13 protein-coding genes and 1 pseudogene are annotated in these 14,631 nt (G+C 72.4%); 8 read left to right on the top strand and 6 right to left on the bottom strand.

Annotated features, from left to right (window positions below; all coding sequences use genetic code 11):
* Nucleotides 1-4 precede the first annotated feature (4 nt).
* From K415_RS0101770 to K415_RS0101750, 4 genes and pseudogenes are all read left to right on the top strand, one after another.
* On the top strand, nt 5-556 hold the full coding sequence (locus K415_RS0101770) for a hypothetical protein (RefSeq protein WP_024285397.1): 552 nt from the start codon (nt 5-7) through the stop codon (nt 554-556).
* Nucleotides 553-1,959 carry a cystathionine beta-synthase gene (locus K415_RS0101765; RefSeq protein ID WP_024285396.1) on the top strand — a complete coding sequence of 469 codons (1,407 nt, stop codon included), beginning with the start codon at nt 553-555 and terminating at the stop codon, nt 1,957-1,959. The genes K415_RS0101770 and K415_RS0101765 overlap by 4 nt, the downstream gene beginning before the upstream one ends.
* A gap of 80 nt (nt 1,960-2,039) precedes the next feature.
* A pseudogene (locus tag K415_RS21275) lies at nt 2,040-3,031 on the top strand (acetylxylan esterase).
* Between the two features lie 213 nt (nt 3,032-3,244).
* Nucleotides 3,245-3,655 (top strand): FKBP-type peptidyl-prolyl cis-trans isomerase, encoded by a 411-nt coding sequence (locus K415_RS0101750; RefSeq protein ID WP_024285395.1) that lies wholly within the window; start codon nt 3,245-3,247, stop codon nt 3,653-3,655.
* Between the two features lie 53 nt (nt 3,656-3,708).
* On the opposite strand, the gene K415_RS0101745 is transcribed toward K415_RS0101750, so the two are convergent.
* Entirely contained in the window at nt 3,709-5,325 is a 1,617-nt protein-coding gene (locus K415_RS0101745; protein WP_024285394.1) for an MFS transporter, read from the bottom strand.
* A 271-nt stretch (nt 5,326-5,596) separates the two neighbouring features.
* Between K415_RS0101745 and K415_RS0101740 the strand changes: the two genes are divergently transcribed.
* Nucleotides 5,597-5,806: a hypothetical protein gene (locus K415_RS0101740; protein ID WP_024285393.1), complete on the top strand. Its 210-nt coding sequence runs from the start codon at nt 5,597-5,599 to the stop codon at nt 5,804-5,806.
* 87 nt (nt 5,807-5,893) lie between these two features.
* On the opposite strand, the gene K415_RS0101735 is transcribed toward K415_RS0101740, so the two are convergent.
* The 5 genes from K415_RS0101735 to msrA form a co-directional block, all read right to left on the bottom strand.
* Entirely contained in the window at nt 5,894-6,559 is a 666-nt protein-coding gene (locus K415_RS0101735) for a response regulator transcription factor (RefSeq protein WP_024285392.1), read from the bottom strand.
* Entirely contained in the window at nt 6,556-7,956 is a 1,401-nt protein-coding gene (locus K415_RS0101730) for a sensor histidine kinase (protein ID WP_024285391.1), read from the bottom strand. Before K415_RS0101730 ends, K415_RS0101735 begins: the two co-directional genes overlap by 4 nt.
* A gap of 160 nt (nt 7,957-8,116) precedes the next feature.
* Nucleotides 8,117-8,968: an ABC transporter permease gene (locus K415_RS0101725; RefSeq protein WP_024285390.1), complete on the bottom strand. Its 852-nt coding sequence runs from the start codon at nt 8,966-8,968 to the stop codon at nt 8,117-8,119.
* Entirely contained in the window at nt 8,965-9,948 is a 984-nt protein-coding gene (locus K415_RS0101720) for an ABC transporter ATP-binding protein (protein WP_024285389.1), read from the bottom strand. The genes K415_RS0101725 and K415_RS0101720 overlap by 4 nt, the downstream gene beginning before the upstream one ends.
* 176 nt (nt 9,949-10,124) lie before the next feature.
* Nucleotides 10,125-10,748, bottom strand: coding sequence for a peptide-methionine (S)-S-oxide reductase MsrA (gene msrA / locus K415_RS0101715; protein WP_051480732.1), 624 nt, complete (start codon nt 10,746-10,748; stop codon nt 10,125-10,127).
* A 114-nt stretch (nt 10,749-10,862) separates the two neighbouring features.
* Between msrA and K415_RS0101710 the strand changes: the two genes are divergently transcribed.
* Genes K415_RS0101710 through ilvA form a run of 3 tightly spaced genes read left to right on the top strand, consistent with a single transcriptional unit; the run spans nt 10,863 to nt 14,535 of the window.
* Entirely contained in the window at nt 10,863-12,077 is a 1,215-nt protein-coding gene (locus K415_RS0101710; RefSeq protein ID WP_024285387.1) for a cystathionine gamma-synthase, read from the top strand.
* Entirely contained in the window at nt 12,074-13,306 is a 1,233-nt protein-coding gene (locus K415_RS0101705; RefSeq protein ID WP_024285386.1) for an AI-2E family transporter, read from the top strand. Before K415_RS0101710 ends, K415_RS0101705 begins: the two co-directional genes overlap by 4 nt.
* A 14-nt stretch (nt 13,307-13,320) precedes the next feature.
* Complete coding sequence (ilvA, locus tag K415_RS0101700; protein ID WP_029662943.1) at nt 13,321-14,535, top strand: threonine ammonia-lyase; 1,215 nt, start codon at nt 13,321-13,323, stop codon at nt 14,533-14,535.
* Nucleotides 14,536-14,631 lie beyond the last annotated feature (96 nt).

Below are 14,631 nucleotides of genomic sequence, written 5' to 3'. Positions count from 1 at the left end.
CCCGGTGAGCAGCAAGCTGGCCGACGACGACCGCGAGCTCCCCGACCTCGCGGACGTCCAGGCGTCCGGCTTCCGGGTGTTCCTCTCGGGCCTCGCGATCGCCGCAGCGGTGATGCTCGTCGCCGAGATGTTCATGGCGCTGATCCTGCGGATCCCCGAGCTGCTGCTCGTCGCCGCCCCGATCACGGTGGCCTTCCTGCTCACCGCCGGTGCCGCTGTGGGCTGGCTCGCCGGCCGCATCTCGCGGCGGATGGACCAGCGCAAGGCATCCTTGACGTTCTTCGTCCTGGGGTTCCTCGCGGGCGGCCTGTGGGGCCTGCCGATCTTCACGGTGCTGATCGACGCGGCGGCCCAGGATGCCGGGACGCAGCCACCCACCACCACCGCCGTCTTCGGGGCGCTGTACATGGCTTCGACGACCGGTCTCGGCGGGCTCGCCGGTCGGTACTTCGGCCCGTGGGCCTCGACCAAGCCGCGCCTCGTGGCGATGGCGGCCGGCGTCGTGCTGGTCGTCACCGCGATCGGCGTGTTCGTCCTCTCGGGGGACCTGTCGTGAAGTACGCCGAACACATCTCCGAGCTCGTCGGCAACACCCCGCTGGTCCGACTCAACGCGGTCACCGCCGGGCTGTCCGCGACGATCCTGGCGAAGGTCGAGTACCTGAGCCCGGGCGGCTCGGTCAAGGACCGCATCGCGCTCAAGATGATCGAGGCGGCCGAGGCGTCGGGTGAGCTCAGGGCCGGTGGCACGATCGTCGAGCCGACCAGTGGGAACACCGGTGTCGGCCTCGCGCTGGTCGGCCAGCGCAAGGGCTACTCGTGCATCTTCGTGTGCCCCGACAAGGTCTCCCAGGACAAGCGCGACGTGCTGACCGCCTACGGTGCGCGGGTCGTGGTCACCCCGACCGCCGTCGCGCCGGAGCACCCCGAGTCGTACTACTCGGTCTCCGACCGCCTGGTCGCCGAGATCGAGGGCGCCTGGAAGCCGAACCAGTACGAGAACCCCAACGGACCGGCGAGCCACTACGAGACGACCGGCCCGGAGATCTGGGCCGACACCGACGGCCGGGTCACGCACTTCGTGGCAGGCGTCGGCACCGGCGGGACGATCACCGGCACCGGCCGCTTCCTCAAGGACGCCAGCGCCGACCGTTCGCCCGACGCCGGGGGACGCGTGCGGGTGGTCGGCGCCGACCCGGCCGGGTCGATCTACTCCGGCGGCGACGGGCGCCCGTACCTCGTGGAGGGCGTCGGCGAGGACTTCTGGCCCGGCGCGTTCGACCCGACGGTGCCGGACGAGATCATCGCGATCACGGATGCGGACTCCTTCGAGATGACCCGACGGCTCGCCCGTGAGGAGGGTCTGCTGGTCGGCGGCTCGTGCGGCATGGCGGTCGTCGCAGCCCTGCGGCTGGCGCGGCGCCTGCAGGACGAGGATCCCGGGTCCGCGGCACGAGCCGTGATCGTGGTGCTCCTGCCCGACGGCGGTCGTGGGTACCTCTCGAAGATCTTCTCCGACCGCTGGATGCGGTCCTACGGGTTCCTGCACGCCGAGAGCGGCGCCGTGGTCGGCGACGTGCTGCGTGCCAAGTCCGGCACGATGCCCGACCTGGTCCACGTGCACCCGACCGACACCGTGCGCGACGCGATCGAGATCCTGCACGACTTCGGCGTCTCGCAGATGCCCGTCGTGAACGCCGAGCCCCCCGTGAAGTCCGGCGAGGTGACCGGCTCGGTCGGCGAGCGCGAGCTCCTGGACGCCGTCTTCAGCGGCCGCGCCCAGCTCGCCGACCGGGTGGACAAGCACATGGGCCCGAGGCTGCCACTGCTCGGGGTGGGCGAGAGCGTCGAGGCGGCCCGCGTCGCACTGCAGTCCGCCGACGCGGTCATGGTCGTGCAGGACGGCGACCCGATCGGTGTGCTCACCCGGCAGGACCTGCTGGGCTACCTCGCCCGCTGACCGCTCCGCACGACGCCGCGACGTCCAGCCGTGACGTGATGAGATGCAGTGACGGGACGAACCGACCGAGGAGAGCTGCCGTGCCCCTGTTCGACCTGCCCGTCGAGGAGCTGCGGACCTACCGGCCCGACCTGCCCGAGCCCGCGGACTTCGACGCGTTCTGGGACCGGACGCTGGCCGAGGCGCGGACCTACCCGCTCGACGTCCAGGCCGTCACGGTGGACTCGGGGCTGCGCCTGGTCGAGGTGCAGGACGTCACCTTCGCCGGCTTCGGCGGTCAGCCGGTCAAGGCGTGGCTCACGCGGCCGGCCGGTGACGACCGCGACCTGCCGGTCGTCGTGGAGTACCAGGGCTACGGCGGTGGCCGGGGCTCGCGCACGAGCGGCTGGGCTGGGCGGTGGCCGGCTATGCGCACCTGTTCATGGACACCCGTGGCCAGGGCAGCACCTGGGGCTCGGGTGGCGTCACGCCCGACCAGGCCGGTGGCGGCCCGCAGGTGCCCGGGGTGATGACCCGCGGCATCCTCGATCCCGAGGGCCACTACTTCCGGCGGCTGTTCACCGACGCGGTGCGGGCCGTGGAAGCTGCCCGCGCCCTGCCGGGGGTCGACCCGAGCCGGGTCGCGATCTGCGGGGCGAGCCAGGGCGGCGGCATCACGCTCGCCGTCGCGGGTCTCGTACCGGACCTGGTCGCGGTGATGCCGGACGTCCCGTTCCTGTGCCACTTCCGCCGGGCCACGGAGATCACCGCGAGCGACCCGTACGGGGAGATCGTGCGATACCTGTCCGTGCACCGTGACCAGGTCCAGACCGTCTTCCGCACGTTGTCCTACCTCGACGGGGTGAGCTTCGCCCGACGGGCGAACGCCGACGCCCTCTTCTCGGTCGGTCTGATGGACCCGATCTGCCCGCCGTCGACGGTGTACGCGGCGTACAACAGCTACGGCAGTCGCGCCGCGGCGACGGATCGCGTACCGGTGACCGAGATCGTCGAGTACCCGTTCAACGAGCACGAGGGCGGTCAGGGCCACCAGCTGGGCCGGCAGATCCGGTGGCTCGCCGACCGGTTCTAGGCGTCCTGGGCCGCCTGTCACCGACCTGACGGCCGAGTACACCTCGGCACCCGCTGACGGTACGCCGCCGGTGTTCGCAGTCGGCGTACCGGCTCATGCGGCGGCACCGGGCCGGATCGGGCACGATGGTCCGCGGTGCCACGACCGTGCGCACCACTGCCGTGCGCACCACTGCCGTGCGCACCACGGCCTGAACCCGATGAGAGGCGATCCATGCCCGAGAACCTGCCCACCGCGTCCGGCGTCTTCGGCGACAAGCCGGTGCTGACCTTCCCCGACACGCCCGCCCCGACGGGTCTCGGCGTCCAGGTGCTGTCCCGCGGTGAGGGCGAGCTCGTCGTGTCCGGTGACGACATCGAGGTCAACTACTACGGACAGGTGTGGGGCGGTCGGATGTTCGACAACTCCTACGACCGCGGTTCGTCGATCTCGTTCCCGATCGGCGTCGGTGCCGTGATCGGTGGCTGGGACGAGGGTCTGGTCGGCCAGCAGGTCGGCTCCCGCGTGCTGCTCTCGATCCCCCCGCACCTCGGCTACGGCGACCGGGGCATGCCGCAGGCCGGCATCGGCGGCGCCGACACCCTGGTGTTCGTCGTGGACATCAAGGGCACCAGCACGCGCTGACCCGACGGGGGTGCCCGGCGTCCGTGAGGGTGTCGGGCGCCGTCGGACGCACGTCAGGGTGTCGGGCGCCTGCCGCCGGCCCGCTCCATCCGGCTGCCGGTTGATCGCCCCTCGCTGTCGGCGGGCAGGGCTGGCAGTGCGAGGGTGGCGGCGAGACCCAGGACCAGGACGCCGGCGGCCAGGCCGGTGGCCCACTTGCTCGCGTGGATCATGGCGTCGGCCGCCGCCTGACCCGCAGCCTCGGTGGCGGGATCGGCCAGCAGGAGCGGGATCCCGGCGCCCGCGGACTGGTGCACGATCGTCACGGCCTGGTCACGCTGGGCAGCGGCGGTGCCAGCCTCGTCCAGGCGGTCGCCCGTCGAGGTGGTCAGGACCGTGATCAGCACGGTGCCGAGGACGGCGACCCCCAGGGCCGAGCCCAGCTGACGCACGGTCGTCTGGAACCCCGACGCCTGGCCGCTCTCGGCGACCGGCACCCCGACCAGGATCACGCTGGTCAGCTGGGCGGTCGCGAGACCGACGCCGAGACCGTAGACGAACAGCCACGCGGCGATCGCCCAGCTCGAGATGCTGCTGCTCAGGGTGACTGCCAGCCCGCCGACAGCCAGCGCCTCGAGGCTCAGCCCCAGGCGGACGACCCCGCGCTGACCGAGCTTCGCCGCGAGCTGCGGTGTCGCGGCGGAGATCAGAAACGTGCCGAGGGCGAGCGCCAGCACGATGACCCCGGTGCCCAGCGCGGTGTAGCCGAGGGCGCCCTGCAGCAGCAGCGGCAGGGTGAACAGCAGGCCGAACTCGCCCATCGCGACCACCAGGGCTGCGACCACCCCGAACCTGAAGCTCTTGATGCGCAGCAGGCCGAGGTCGATCAGGACGACCTTCCCGGCCGCGGCCCGCCGTCGTTCGACGACCACGAAGGTCGCGAGCAGGATCACGCCGAGCACGAGGGACACCGGCACGGGGGACAGGTCACCGGAGTCCTGCAGCCACCAGCCGTAGGCCTGCCCCTCGATCAACGCGAAGACGATGCCGCCGATGCCGAGCGCGCTGAGTGGCACGCCGAGCATGTCGGTGCCCTTGGGCAGGTCGGGGTCGCGGGTCTCGACCAGGTGCTTGCGGATGCCGACAAGGGTGAGCAGGCCGCACGGGATGTTCAGCCAGAAGGCCCAGCGCCAGCTGACGTCCGTCGCGAGCCAACCGCCGACCAGCGGACCGACCGCCGCCATTCCGCCGATCGTCGACCCCCAGATGGCGAACGCGATGCTCCGCTCCTTGCCGGTGAACATCGCATTGAGGGTCGACAGGGTGCTGGGCAGGACGAGCGCCGCGCCCATGCCCTGCAGGAAGCGGGCGCCGATCAGGACTGCCGGGCTCCACGCCGCGCCGGCCAGGATGCTGGCGACCATGAAGGCCGTCAGGCCGACCGAGTAGGCGCGGCGGCGGCCGTAGACGTCGCCGAGGCGTCCCGAGGTGAGCATCAGGGAGGCGAAGACGAGGGAGTAGACGGCGTTCATCCACTGTGCGCCGGAGGCGTCGAGGCCGAGGTCCTCGATGACGACCGGGAGTGCGACGTTGACGACCGTCGCGTCCATCACGACGAGGGCCACACCCATCGACAGGGTGGCCATCGCCCACCACCGACCCGGGGTTGCTGGTGCGTTCTCGGTGCTCATGGTGTCCTCGCTCGAAGCCCCGCCGGACGCGATCGGGATGGTGGTCCCAGGGCGACGCGACGGTAACATACCGACACCCCTGTCGGGAAACCTCGCGGCCATTCCGGGCCGCCGCCGGACCCGCTGATCGGTGAGCGTGCGATCCGTGGCGCGACGGCCTCGAGGAGCCCCCGTCGGCCGCCCACCAGAGCGTCCCGCGGAGCCCGTGCACCGCGGCGACGTGACGGTGGAACAACGGCACGTTGACGGTCCGTGCCTACCGTGCGGTCCCGTGGAGACCGACGACCCGGCCGTGGAGAGCGACGAGGCGCAACGCTCAGGGGTGCTGGTCCTGCGCGCGTGGCTGCACGACTGGACCCTCGTCGCCCGGATCCAGTCCTCGTCCTCGCGCGACGAGCACCATCGGTCCGAGGTGGCCGTGGGCAGCGCGCAGATCACCGACCTCGTGCGGCGCTGGCTCACCGACCTTGCCGGGACGTGACCCTTGCGGGACGCGACCCTCGCCGAGCGTGACGCCGAGCGTTGCCTGGTCCGAGCTGCCCGTCCTGCGCCACACCGTGCCGACGTCCTAGCCCCCGACGAGTCCGGTCTCGTAGCAGAGCACGACCGCCTGGACGCGGTCGCGCACGCCGAGCTTCGCCAGGATCCGCCCGACGTGCGTCTTGACCGTCGCCTCGGAGAGGAACAGCCGCTCGGCGATCTCCGCGTTCGACAGTCCCTCGGCCATGCACCGCAGCACCTCGAGCTCACGTGGGGTGAGCTCGGCGAGCCGGGGGTCGATGCCGCCGGCGGGCGTCCGGCCGGTGGCCGGCAGACTGCCGGCGAACATCTCGAGCATCCGACGCGTCACCCGGGGTGAGACCACGGCGTCACCGGAGGCGATCGAGCGGATGGCGGTGACGAGCTCGGCCGGCCGGGCGTCCTTGAGCAGGAAGCCACTGGCCCCGGCCCGCAGCGCGGCGAAGGCGTACTCGTCGAGGTCGAAGGTCGTCAGGATCAGGACCCGGGTACCGGGGTGGGCGGCCACGATCTGCCCGGTGGCCTCGATCCCGTTCATCCCCGGCATCCGCACGTCCATCAGGACCACCTCCGGCCGCAGCGCGGCGACCTGGGTGATCGCGCTCCGGCCGTCGCCTGCCTCGCCGACCACCTCGAGGTCCGGCTCGGCCTCCAGGACGAGCCGGAAGCCCATCCGCAGCAGGGCCTGGTCGTCCACCAGGAGCACTGTCGTCATGTCTCATCCTCGGGCCACGGGAGCACGGCGTGCACCCTCCAGCCGGCGCCCGCCGGTCCTGCCTCGACTGCGCCGCCGTACACCGCGGCACGCTCCCGCATGCCGATCAGTCCCTGCCCGGTGCCACCGGACTCCGGTACCGGCACCGTCGGCCCGTCGTCGACGACCTCGATCTCGATCCGGGACGGGCCACGGCGGATCGAGACGTCGACCCGGCCGGTGCCCGGCGCGTAGCGCAGGGCGTTGGTCAGCGACTCCTGGATGACCCGGTAGACCGCGAGCTGGAGCCCGGCGTCGGCCGGCAGCGGCTCGGCCAGGCCGGTCGTGCGGACCGGCAGCCCGGCGGCGCGGAAGCGCTCGACGAGGTCCCCGAGGCCGGTGCTGCCGGGCTGCGGCTCGAAGGTCGCGTCCGGCTCGTGCAGGACGCCGAGCAGCCGCCGCATGTCGGCCAGCGCGGAGCGGCCGGTCTCGGCGAGCTGGTCGAGGGCGGCGCGCGACCGGTCCGGGGACTTCTCGAGCGCCGCACCGGCACCGTCGGCGAGGGCGATCATCACCGACAGTCCGTGCGCGACGACGTCGTGCATCTCCCGGGCGATCCGCGAACGCTCGGCCGCTCGTGCGATCTGGTCCTGCTGGTCGCGGTCCCGCGCGAGCGCGTTCGCGCGATCGACGAGGTCGGCGACGTGCAGCCGCCGGTTGCGGACGCTGGTCCCGATCGCCACGGCCAGCAGGGCGAGGACCAGCAGGGTGGCGATCTCCATGATGCGGACCTGGCTGTCGGGCAGCACCGGGACGGGCTCCGCGGAGGTGTCGGCGGGGGACCCGGCCACGGTCAGCCCCGTCACCATGGCGCTGGACGTCGTCCACAGCCACACGGCACCGGAGGTTGCGGTCATCGTGGCGGCGAAGGTGACCCAGGTCGTCACCGGCCGGCGGGAGGCCGCGACGGCGTAGAGCGTCAGGGCGATGCCGAGCCCGAAGTCGTTGACCCCGCCCACGACCGCAGTGCAGATGATGGCCAGCACGGCCATCGCGGTGGTGGCGGCGACCGGCCGTCTGCGCCGCCAGAAGAGCACGGCGGTGCCGACGAGCATCAGGATCAGGACCACGAGCAGACGGCGGCTGTCCGCCGGGTCGTCCTGTGCGGTTTCCTGGACGACGAGGCCAGGACTGACCAGGGCGGTGATCAGGGTCGGCAGGACGAACCACGCCATCACCAGCACGTCCATCGCGACCGGGCGCCGGACGAAGAAGCGCCGGACGGGGCCCAGCCTGCGCGTGCTCAGCTCGGTGAAGGGCAGCGTGACGGCGGCGAGCGGCCCCGCCGAAGCGCCGGGGAGCCCGCGGGGCAGGGCATCTGCCGCCGTGCTGCGGGGGTCGCCCGGACCATACGTCATGTGCCCACCCTGTCATCCAGGGGGCCGTCGCCGGGCACACGGAGGGCCGGGAGCTGAGTCTCGGCCGGCTCGCCGGGCTCCCGCGACGTCGTCCGCGGCCCGGCGGCGCACCGGGACGCCGGACCGGCCAGTCCCGGTCCGGCGTCCCCTCCGGTGATCCTCAGGCGTCGCGCCGACGCAGCAGGACAGCACCGGCGGTGAGCAGCACGACGACCCAGGCGACGAGCACGCCGTAGCCCTGCCACGGCGTCAGCGTCGCGCCGGTCGCCGCGGCGTCGAGCATCTCGAGGGTGGCGTCGTCGTACAGGAGGCGGCTGCCGGCTCCCATCGGCAGGAACGGTGCGACGACCTCGAAGAACCGCAGCGGGATCGCCGCGAAGACGTTCTCGACCACGAGCAGCAGACCGAGCACGATCGCCAGGGAGCCGGCCGAGTGCCGGACCAGCGAGCCGATCGCGAAGGCGAACACGGCGATCGTCGCGAGGTACAGCGGCGCCCCGAGCAGCAGGCGCAGGTCCCCGGCGGAGCCGAGGTCGAGCTCCAGCCCGAGCTGGTCGAGGAACGGCAGGGCGGCGACGTACGACAACGCGACAGCGACGAGTGAGACCACCGCGACGGTGACGGCCAGGATCAGTGCCTTGGCCCAGAGGGCGGGCAGTCGGCGCGGCACGGCGGCGAACGTCGACCGGATCATGCCGGTGCCGTACTCGCCGGTGATCGCCAGGATGCCGAGGACGGACACGGCGAGCTGGGCCAGGAACCAGCCACCGGTGACGATCGACGCGGCGCTCGTGGTGAAGAGCTCAGCGGGCTCCAGCTGGGTGGTTCCCCAGGCCTGGAGCACGGCGAGCCCGACCATGAGCACCGCGGTGATCGGCAGCGTCCAGGCGGTCGACCGGACGGAGCGGAACTTGATCCACTCCGAGGTCACCACGTGCGGGAACGTGACGTGCTGCGCCGCACGGCTCGATCGGCCGACGGCCATCGTGGGGTTGGCGGTCATGGTGGTCATCGCAGTGCACCTTCGGTCTGCAGCGCGGGTGCGCCGGTGGTCGGGTTCGTTCCGTGGTCGGTCGGGCCGCCGTTCAGCGGTGTCGAGTGGTACTCGACCTCCTCCGCCGTCAGCTGCATGTAGGCGTCCTCGAGGGAGCCGGTGACGGGGGTGAGCTCGTGCAGGACGATGCCCGCAGCGGACGCCGCCTCGCCGATCAGGGTGGCCGTGCTGCCGGTGATCTCCAGCAGGCCCTGCTCGACCGACGTGACTGTCACGCCCGGTCCGCGCATCAGCTGCTCGAGGGCGCCGACCCGCGGCGAGCGCACCCGGACGGTGGTCCCCGCGGCGCGGGCGACGATGTCGCCGACCGGGGCGTCCGCGATCACCTTGCCGCGACCGACGACGATGATGTGGTCGGCGGTCAGTGCCATCTCGCTCATCAGGTGCGAGGACAGGAAGATCGTGCGGCCCTGGCCGGCCAGGTAGCGGACCAGGTTGCGCACCCAGAGCACCCCCTCGGGGTCGAGGCCGTTGACCGGCTCGTCGAGGATGAGCGTCTGCGGGTCACCGAGCAGGGCCGACGCGATGCCGAGCCGCTGGCCCATGCCGAGGGAGAAGCCGCCGACCCGCTTGCGTGCCACCGACTCCAGCCCGGTCATCTCGATGACCTCCTGCACGCGCGCCTTGCCGATGCCGTGCGTCGCGGCCATCGCCAGCAGGTGGCTGTAGGCGGTCCGGCCGGTGTGCACCGCCTTGGCGTCGAGCAGGGTGCCGACCTCCTGCAGCGGGGCCCGGTGCTCGGCGTAGTGGCGGCCGTTGACCGTCACGGTGCCGGCCGTCGGGCGGTCGAGCCCGACGACCAGACGCATCGTGGTCGACTTGCCGGCCCCGTTGGGGCCGAGGAAGCCGGTGACCTTGCCCGGCTGGACCGAGAAGGTGATGCCGTCGACCGCTGTCTTCTTCCCGTACCGCTTCGTCAGGCCCGTGGCCTCGATCATGGTCTTCTCCTCGTCGTGTGCTGACGAGTCGAACCTAGGAAGCCTGGAGGTCGGCAGGGACCCCCGCAGGTCGGAACTCCCGGCGCCGATCACCTACGCCGCAAGGATGAGCGGGTCATCCCCGCGGCGGCACGCTGTGCGTCGGCCGTTCGGCCGTTCCTCGGCGCACCTGCGGCTCAGGGCAGGGGGCAGGCCACGCCGGTCGAGTGCACCGGGCAGTACCCGTTCGGCACCTTGTGCAGGTACTGCTGGTGGTGGTCCTCCGCGTAGTAGAACGGTCCGGCCTGGTCCACCGGGCGGATCTCGGTCGTGATGTCGCCGTAGCCGTTGCGGCGCAGCTCCGGCGAGTACAGGTCGCGCGTCGCCTCCGCGGCCTCGGCCTGCTCCGGCGTCGTCGTGAAGATCGCCGATCGGTACTGGGTGCCGCGGTCGTTGCCCTGCCGGAATCCCTGCGTCGGGTCGTGCAGGGTCCAGAAGGTGCGCAGCAGCTCGGTGTGGCTCAGGACCGCCGGGTCGTAGGCGACCAGGACCGTCTCGGTGTGCCCGGTCAACCCCGTGCAGGTCTCCTCATAGGTCGGGAACGGCGTGAACCCGCCCTGGTAGCCGGCCGCTGTCGTCACGACGCCCGGCAGCTGCCACAGCTCCTTCTCCGCACCCCAGAAGCAGCCGAGCGCGAGGTGGATCACCGCCGTGCCCTCAGGCCATGGCCCGGCGAGCGGGGTCCCCAGCACGGCGTGCGTCGCGGGGACCGGGTAGGCGTACCCGACCCGACCCGGCAGGGCTCGTTCGGGTGTGACCATCGTCGTGCGCAGCGCAGATCCGAACACGATGCCTCCTTCGGCGTTGCCGTCCTGCCGTCTCAACACCGCCCCACCGGGGGGTGTTCCCCGGCGGTGACCATCTAGCCTGGGGCCGTGACCACCGACGAACCCTCGCGCCACGACTGGACCAGGGCCGGCTTCGCCACCCGCGCCATCCACGCCGGGCAGGACCCGGACCCGACGACCGGGGCCGTCGTGCCGCCGATCTACCAGGTCTCGACGTTCAAGCAGGACGGCGTCGGTGGCCTGCGCAACGGCTACGAGTACTCGAGGTCGGCCAACCCCACCCGAGCAGCCCTCGAGGAGGCGCTCGAGGCGGTCGAGAGCGGCGCGCGCGGGTTCGCGTTCTCCTCGGGTCTCGCTGCGGAGGACACCCTGCTGCGCGCGACCCTGCGCCCGGGTGATCACGTGGTGGTGCCCGACGACGCGTACGGCGGCACCTACCGCCTGATCGCGCGGGTCTTCGGTCCGTGGGGGATCGAGCACACAGCGGTGGACCTGAGCGACGTCGACGCCGTCGCGGCGGCGATCGACCAGGGCCGCACGAAGGCCGTGTGGGTCGAGACGCCGACGAACCCGCTGCTCGGGATCGCTGACATCGCCGCCCTGTCCGCCCTCGCGCGCGCTGCCGGTGCTGTGCTCGCGGTCGACAACACGTTCGGTACGCCCTACCTCCAGCAACCGCTCGCGCTGGGCGCTGACGTCGTCGTGCACTCGACCACCAAGTACATCGGCGGGCACAGCGACGTCGTCGGTGGCGCGCTGGTCGTGGCCGACGGCGCCCAGCTGCCGGTCGGACTGATGGGACCGACCGGTACGACGTCGCTGGCCGACGCGATCGGCTTCCACCAGAACTCCTCGGGTGCCGTTGCCGGGCCCTTCGACTCCTGGCTGACGCTGCGCGGGCTGAAGACGCTCGCGCTCCGGATGGACCGGCACTGCTCGAACGCCCTGACGGTCGCCACGTTCCTGCGCGACCACCCGGCCGTGACGCAGGTGATCTACCCGGGGCTGCCCGAGCACCCCGGTCACGAGGTCGCGAGCCGCCAGATGAGCGGCTTCGGCGGGATGGTCGCGTTCCGCGTGGGGAGCGTGGAGAAGGCCCTCGACGTGTGCGCGCGCACCCGGGTGTTCACCCTCGCCGAGTCCCTCGGCGGTGTGGAGTCCCTCATCGAGCACCCCGGCCGGATGACGCACGCCTCGGTCGCCGGCTCGGCCCTCGAGGTGCCCGACGACCTCGTCCGGCTCTCGGTCGGGATCGAGGACGTCGCTGATCTCGTCGCCGACCTCGGCCAGGCACTCGCGTGAGCGGGCCGGCTCCGGTCCTCGAGGCCGTCCCGCGGTCGATCCAGGTCGCGGCGGCGTGGGCCTGGCGGGTTCTGGTCGTCGCGCTGGCGATCGGCGCTGTCGTCGTGGTGATGGCGTACTCGAAGGTCATCTGGGTGCCGGTGGTCGTCGCGCTGCTCCTGACCGTCCTCCTGTCGCCCTTCGTCGAGCTGCTGCAGCGCAGGCTCCGCTTCGGTCGCGGTCTGGCCTCGGCCGCAGCAGTGATCGGCCTGCTGGCCGTGGTCTCGGGTCTGCTCACCGTCGCCGGGCGGGAGATCGCCCGGGGCCTCGGTGAGCTCTGGCGCCAGGCCGCCGCCGGCCTCGAGGAGCTCATCGGCGGCCTGGCCGCGAGCCCGCTCGGTCTCGACCGGGCTCAGATCGACGCCTACATCAAGCAGGCCGAGAGCCAGCTGAGCAGCAGCAGCGACACCCTGCTCACCGGGGCGCTGTCGGTGACGACCACGGTCGGGCACGTGCTCGCCGGCACGGTCGTCGCGCTCTTCTGCCTGCTCTTCTTCCTCAAGGACGGCGCGACGATCTGGGCCTGGTTGATCCGCCTGCTGCCGGCCCCGGTCCGGATGCGCGCTTACGAGGCGTCCCGCCGCGGTGTGGTCACGCTCGGTGCCTTCACCCGGATCCAGATCCTGGTCGCCCTGATCGACGCCGTCGGCATCGGCGTCGGGGCAGCGATCCTCGGCATCCCGCTCGCGCTGCCGCTCGGTGTCCTGGTCTTCCTCGCGTCGTTCATCCCGTTCGTCGGTGCGATCGCGACCGGTTCGATCGCGGTGCTCGTCGCACTCGTCGACCAGGGCGGCGTCTCGGCGCTGATCATGCTCGCGATCGTCCTGGCCGTGCAGCAGATCGAGAGTCACGTGCTCCAGCCTCTCCTGCTCGGTCATGCCGTGTCCCTGCACCCGGTGGCGGTGCTGCTGTCGGTCGCGGCCGGGTCGCTCGGGGCCGGCATCGTCGGGGCCCTGTTCGCCGTGCCGTTCGTCGCGACCCTCAACACCGTCGTGCTCTACCTGCACGGCCGCGACAAGTTCCCGTCGCTCGGTCTGGCTCCGGAGGCTCTCCTCGCCCGGTTACGACAGCTCGACGGCCGACGGGTCGAACCGCCGACGTCGGGTGCCGAGCCGTCGGGTGCCGAGCCGGCGGGTGCCGAGCCGGCGGGTGCCGAGCCGGCGGGTGCCGCGCCTGCGGGCCAGCAGTGAGCACCGATCCGGCCGTGCGCACCGAAGCGGTCGGCCCGGCCGACGTCGCGGCGGCGGCCCGCGTGCTCGAGGGCGTCGCGCTGCGCACACCGGTCGAGACCAGCCGGGCGCTGTCCGCGCTCGCGGGCGGACCGGTCCTGCTCAAGTGCGAGAACCTGCAGCGCGCCGGCTCGTTCAAGATCCGGGGCGCCTACGTCCGGATGTCGCGGCTGAGCGCCGAGGAGAAGACCCGCGGCGTCGTCGCGGCCAGCGCAGGCAATCACGCTCAGGGCGTCGCTCTCGCCGCGCGCCTGCTCGGCCTGCAGGCCACGGTGTACATGCCGCAGGGGGCGGCCCTGCCGAAGGTCGCCGCGACCCGGGAGTACGGGGCGCAGGTCGTGCACGTCGGCACCACCGTCGACGAGGCGCTGGTCGCCGCGCGCGAGCACGCCGAGCGCACCGGAGCGGTGCTCATCCACCCGTTCGACCATCGCGACGTGGTCGCGGGTCAGGGCACGATCGCCCTCGAGATCCTCGACCAGGTGCCGGACGTCCGCACGATCATCGTCCCGGTCGGTGGTGGTGGGCTGGCAGCGGGAGTCGTCGCGGCCCTCGGCGACGACCACCCCGAGGTCCAGGTGATCGGGGTGCAGGCCGCAGGTGCCGCGGCATACCCCGCATCCCTCGCCGCCGGCCACCCGATCCCGGTCGCCTCGATGAGCACCATGGCCGACGGCATCGCCGTCGGGCGACCGGGTGACGTCCCGTTCAGCCTGCTGCACGCACACCACGTACCGGTCAGGACGGTCTCGGAGGAGGACCTGTCGCGCGCGCTGCTGCTGGTCGCCGAGCGCGCCAAGATGCTGGTCGAGCCCTCCGGGGCGGCCGGCGTCGCGGTGCTGCTCGCCGGTGGTGAGCCGGTCGCCGCACCCGTCGTCGTGATCCTGTCCGGTGGCAACATCGACCCGATCGTCCTGCTCCGGGTGGTGCGGCACGGGCTCGCGTCGGCGGGCCGCTACCTGCAGCTGCGGGTCCGGATCGACGACCGGCCCGGCGCGCTCGCGGCCCTGCTCGCCGCCCTCGCCGCCACCGGCGGCAACGTGATGCACGTCGGCCACACCTGGACCGGGACCGACCTGAACGTCGACGAGGTGGAGATCGGCGTACTGGTCGAGACGCGCGGTCCGACCCACTGCGCGCAGGTCCTCGCGCACCTGCGCGACGCCGGCTACCGCGTCATCGAGGGCTGAGCGGCTGGGCGTGTCGCCAGTGCACGACGGCGTCGCCAGGCGCACGACAGCCCGGCCGGTCGCCCGGCCGGGCTGTCGCGCAGGGTCCTCGGCGCC

This window comes from Cellulomonas sp. KRMCY2 (assembly GCF_000526515.1).
Taxonomy (GTDB): domain Bacteria; phylum Actinomycetota; class Actinomycetes; order Actinomycetales; family Cellulomonadaceae; genus Actinotalea.
The sequence above is the reverse complement of the archived record's forward strand: the minus strand, read 5'-3'. Positions and strand labels throughout refer to the sequence as shown.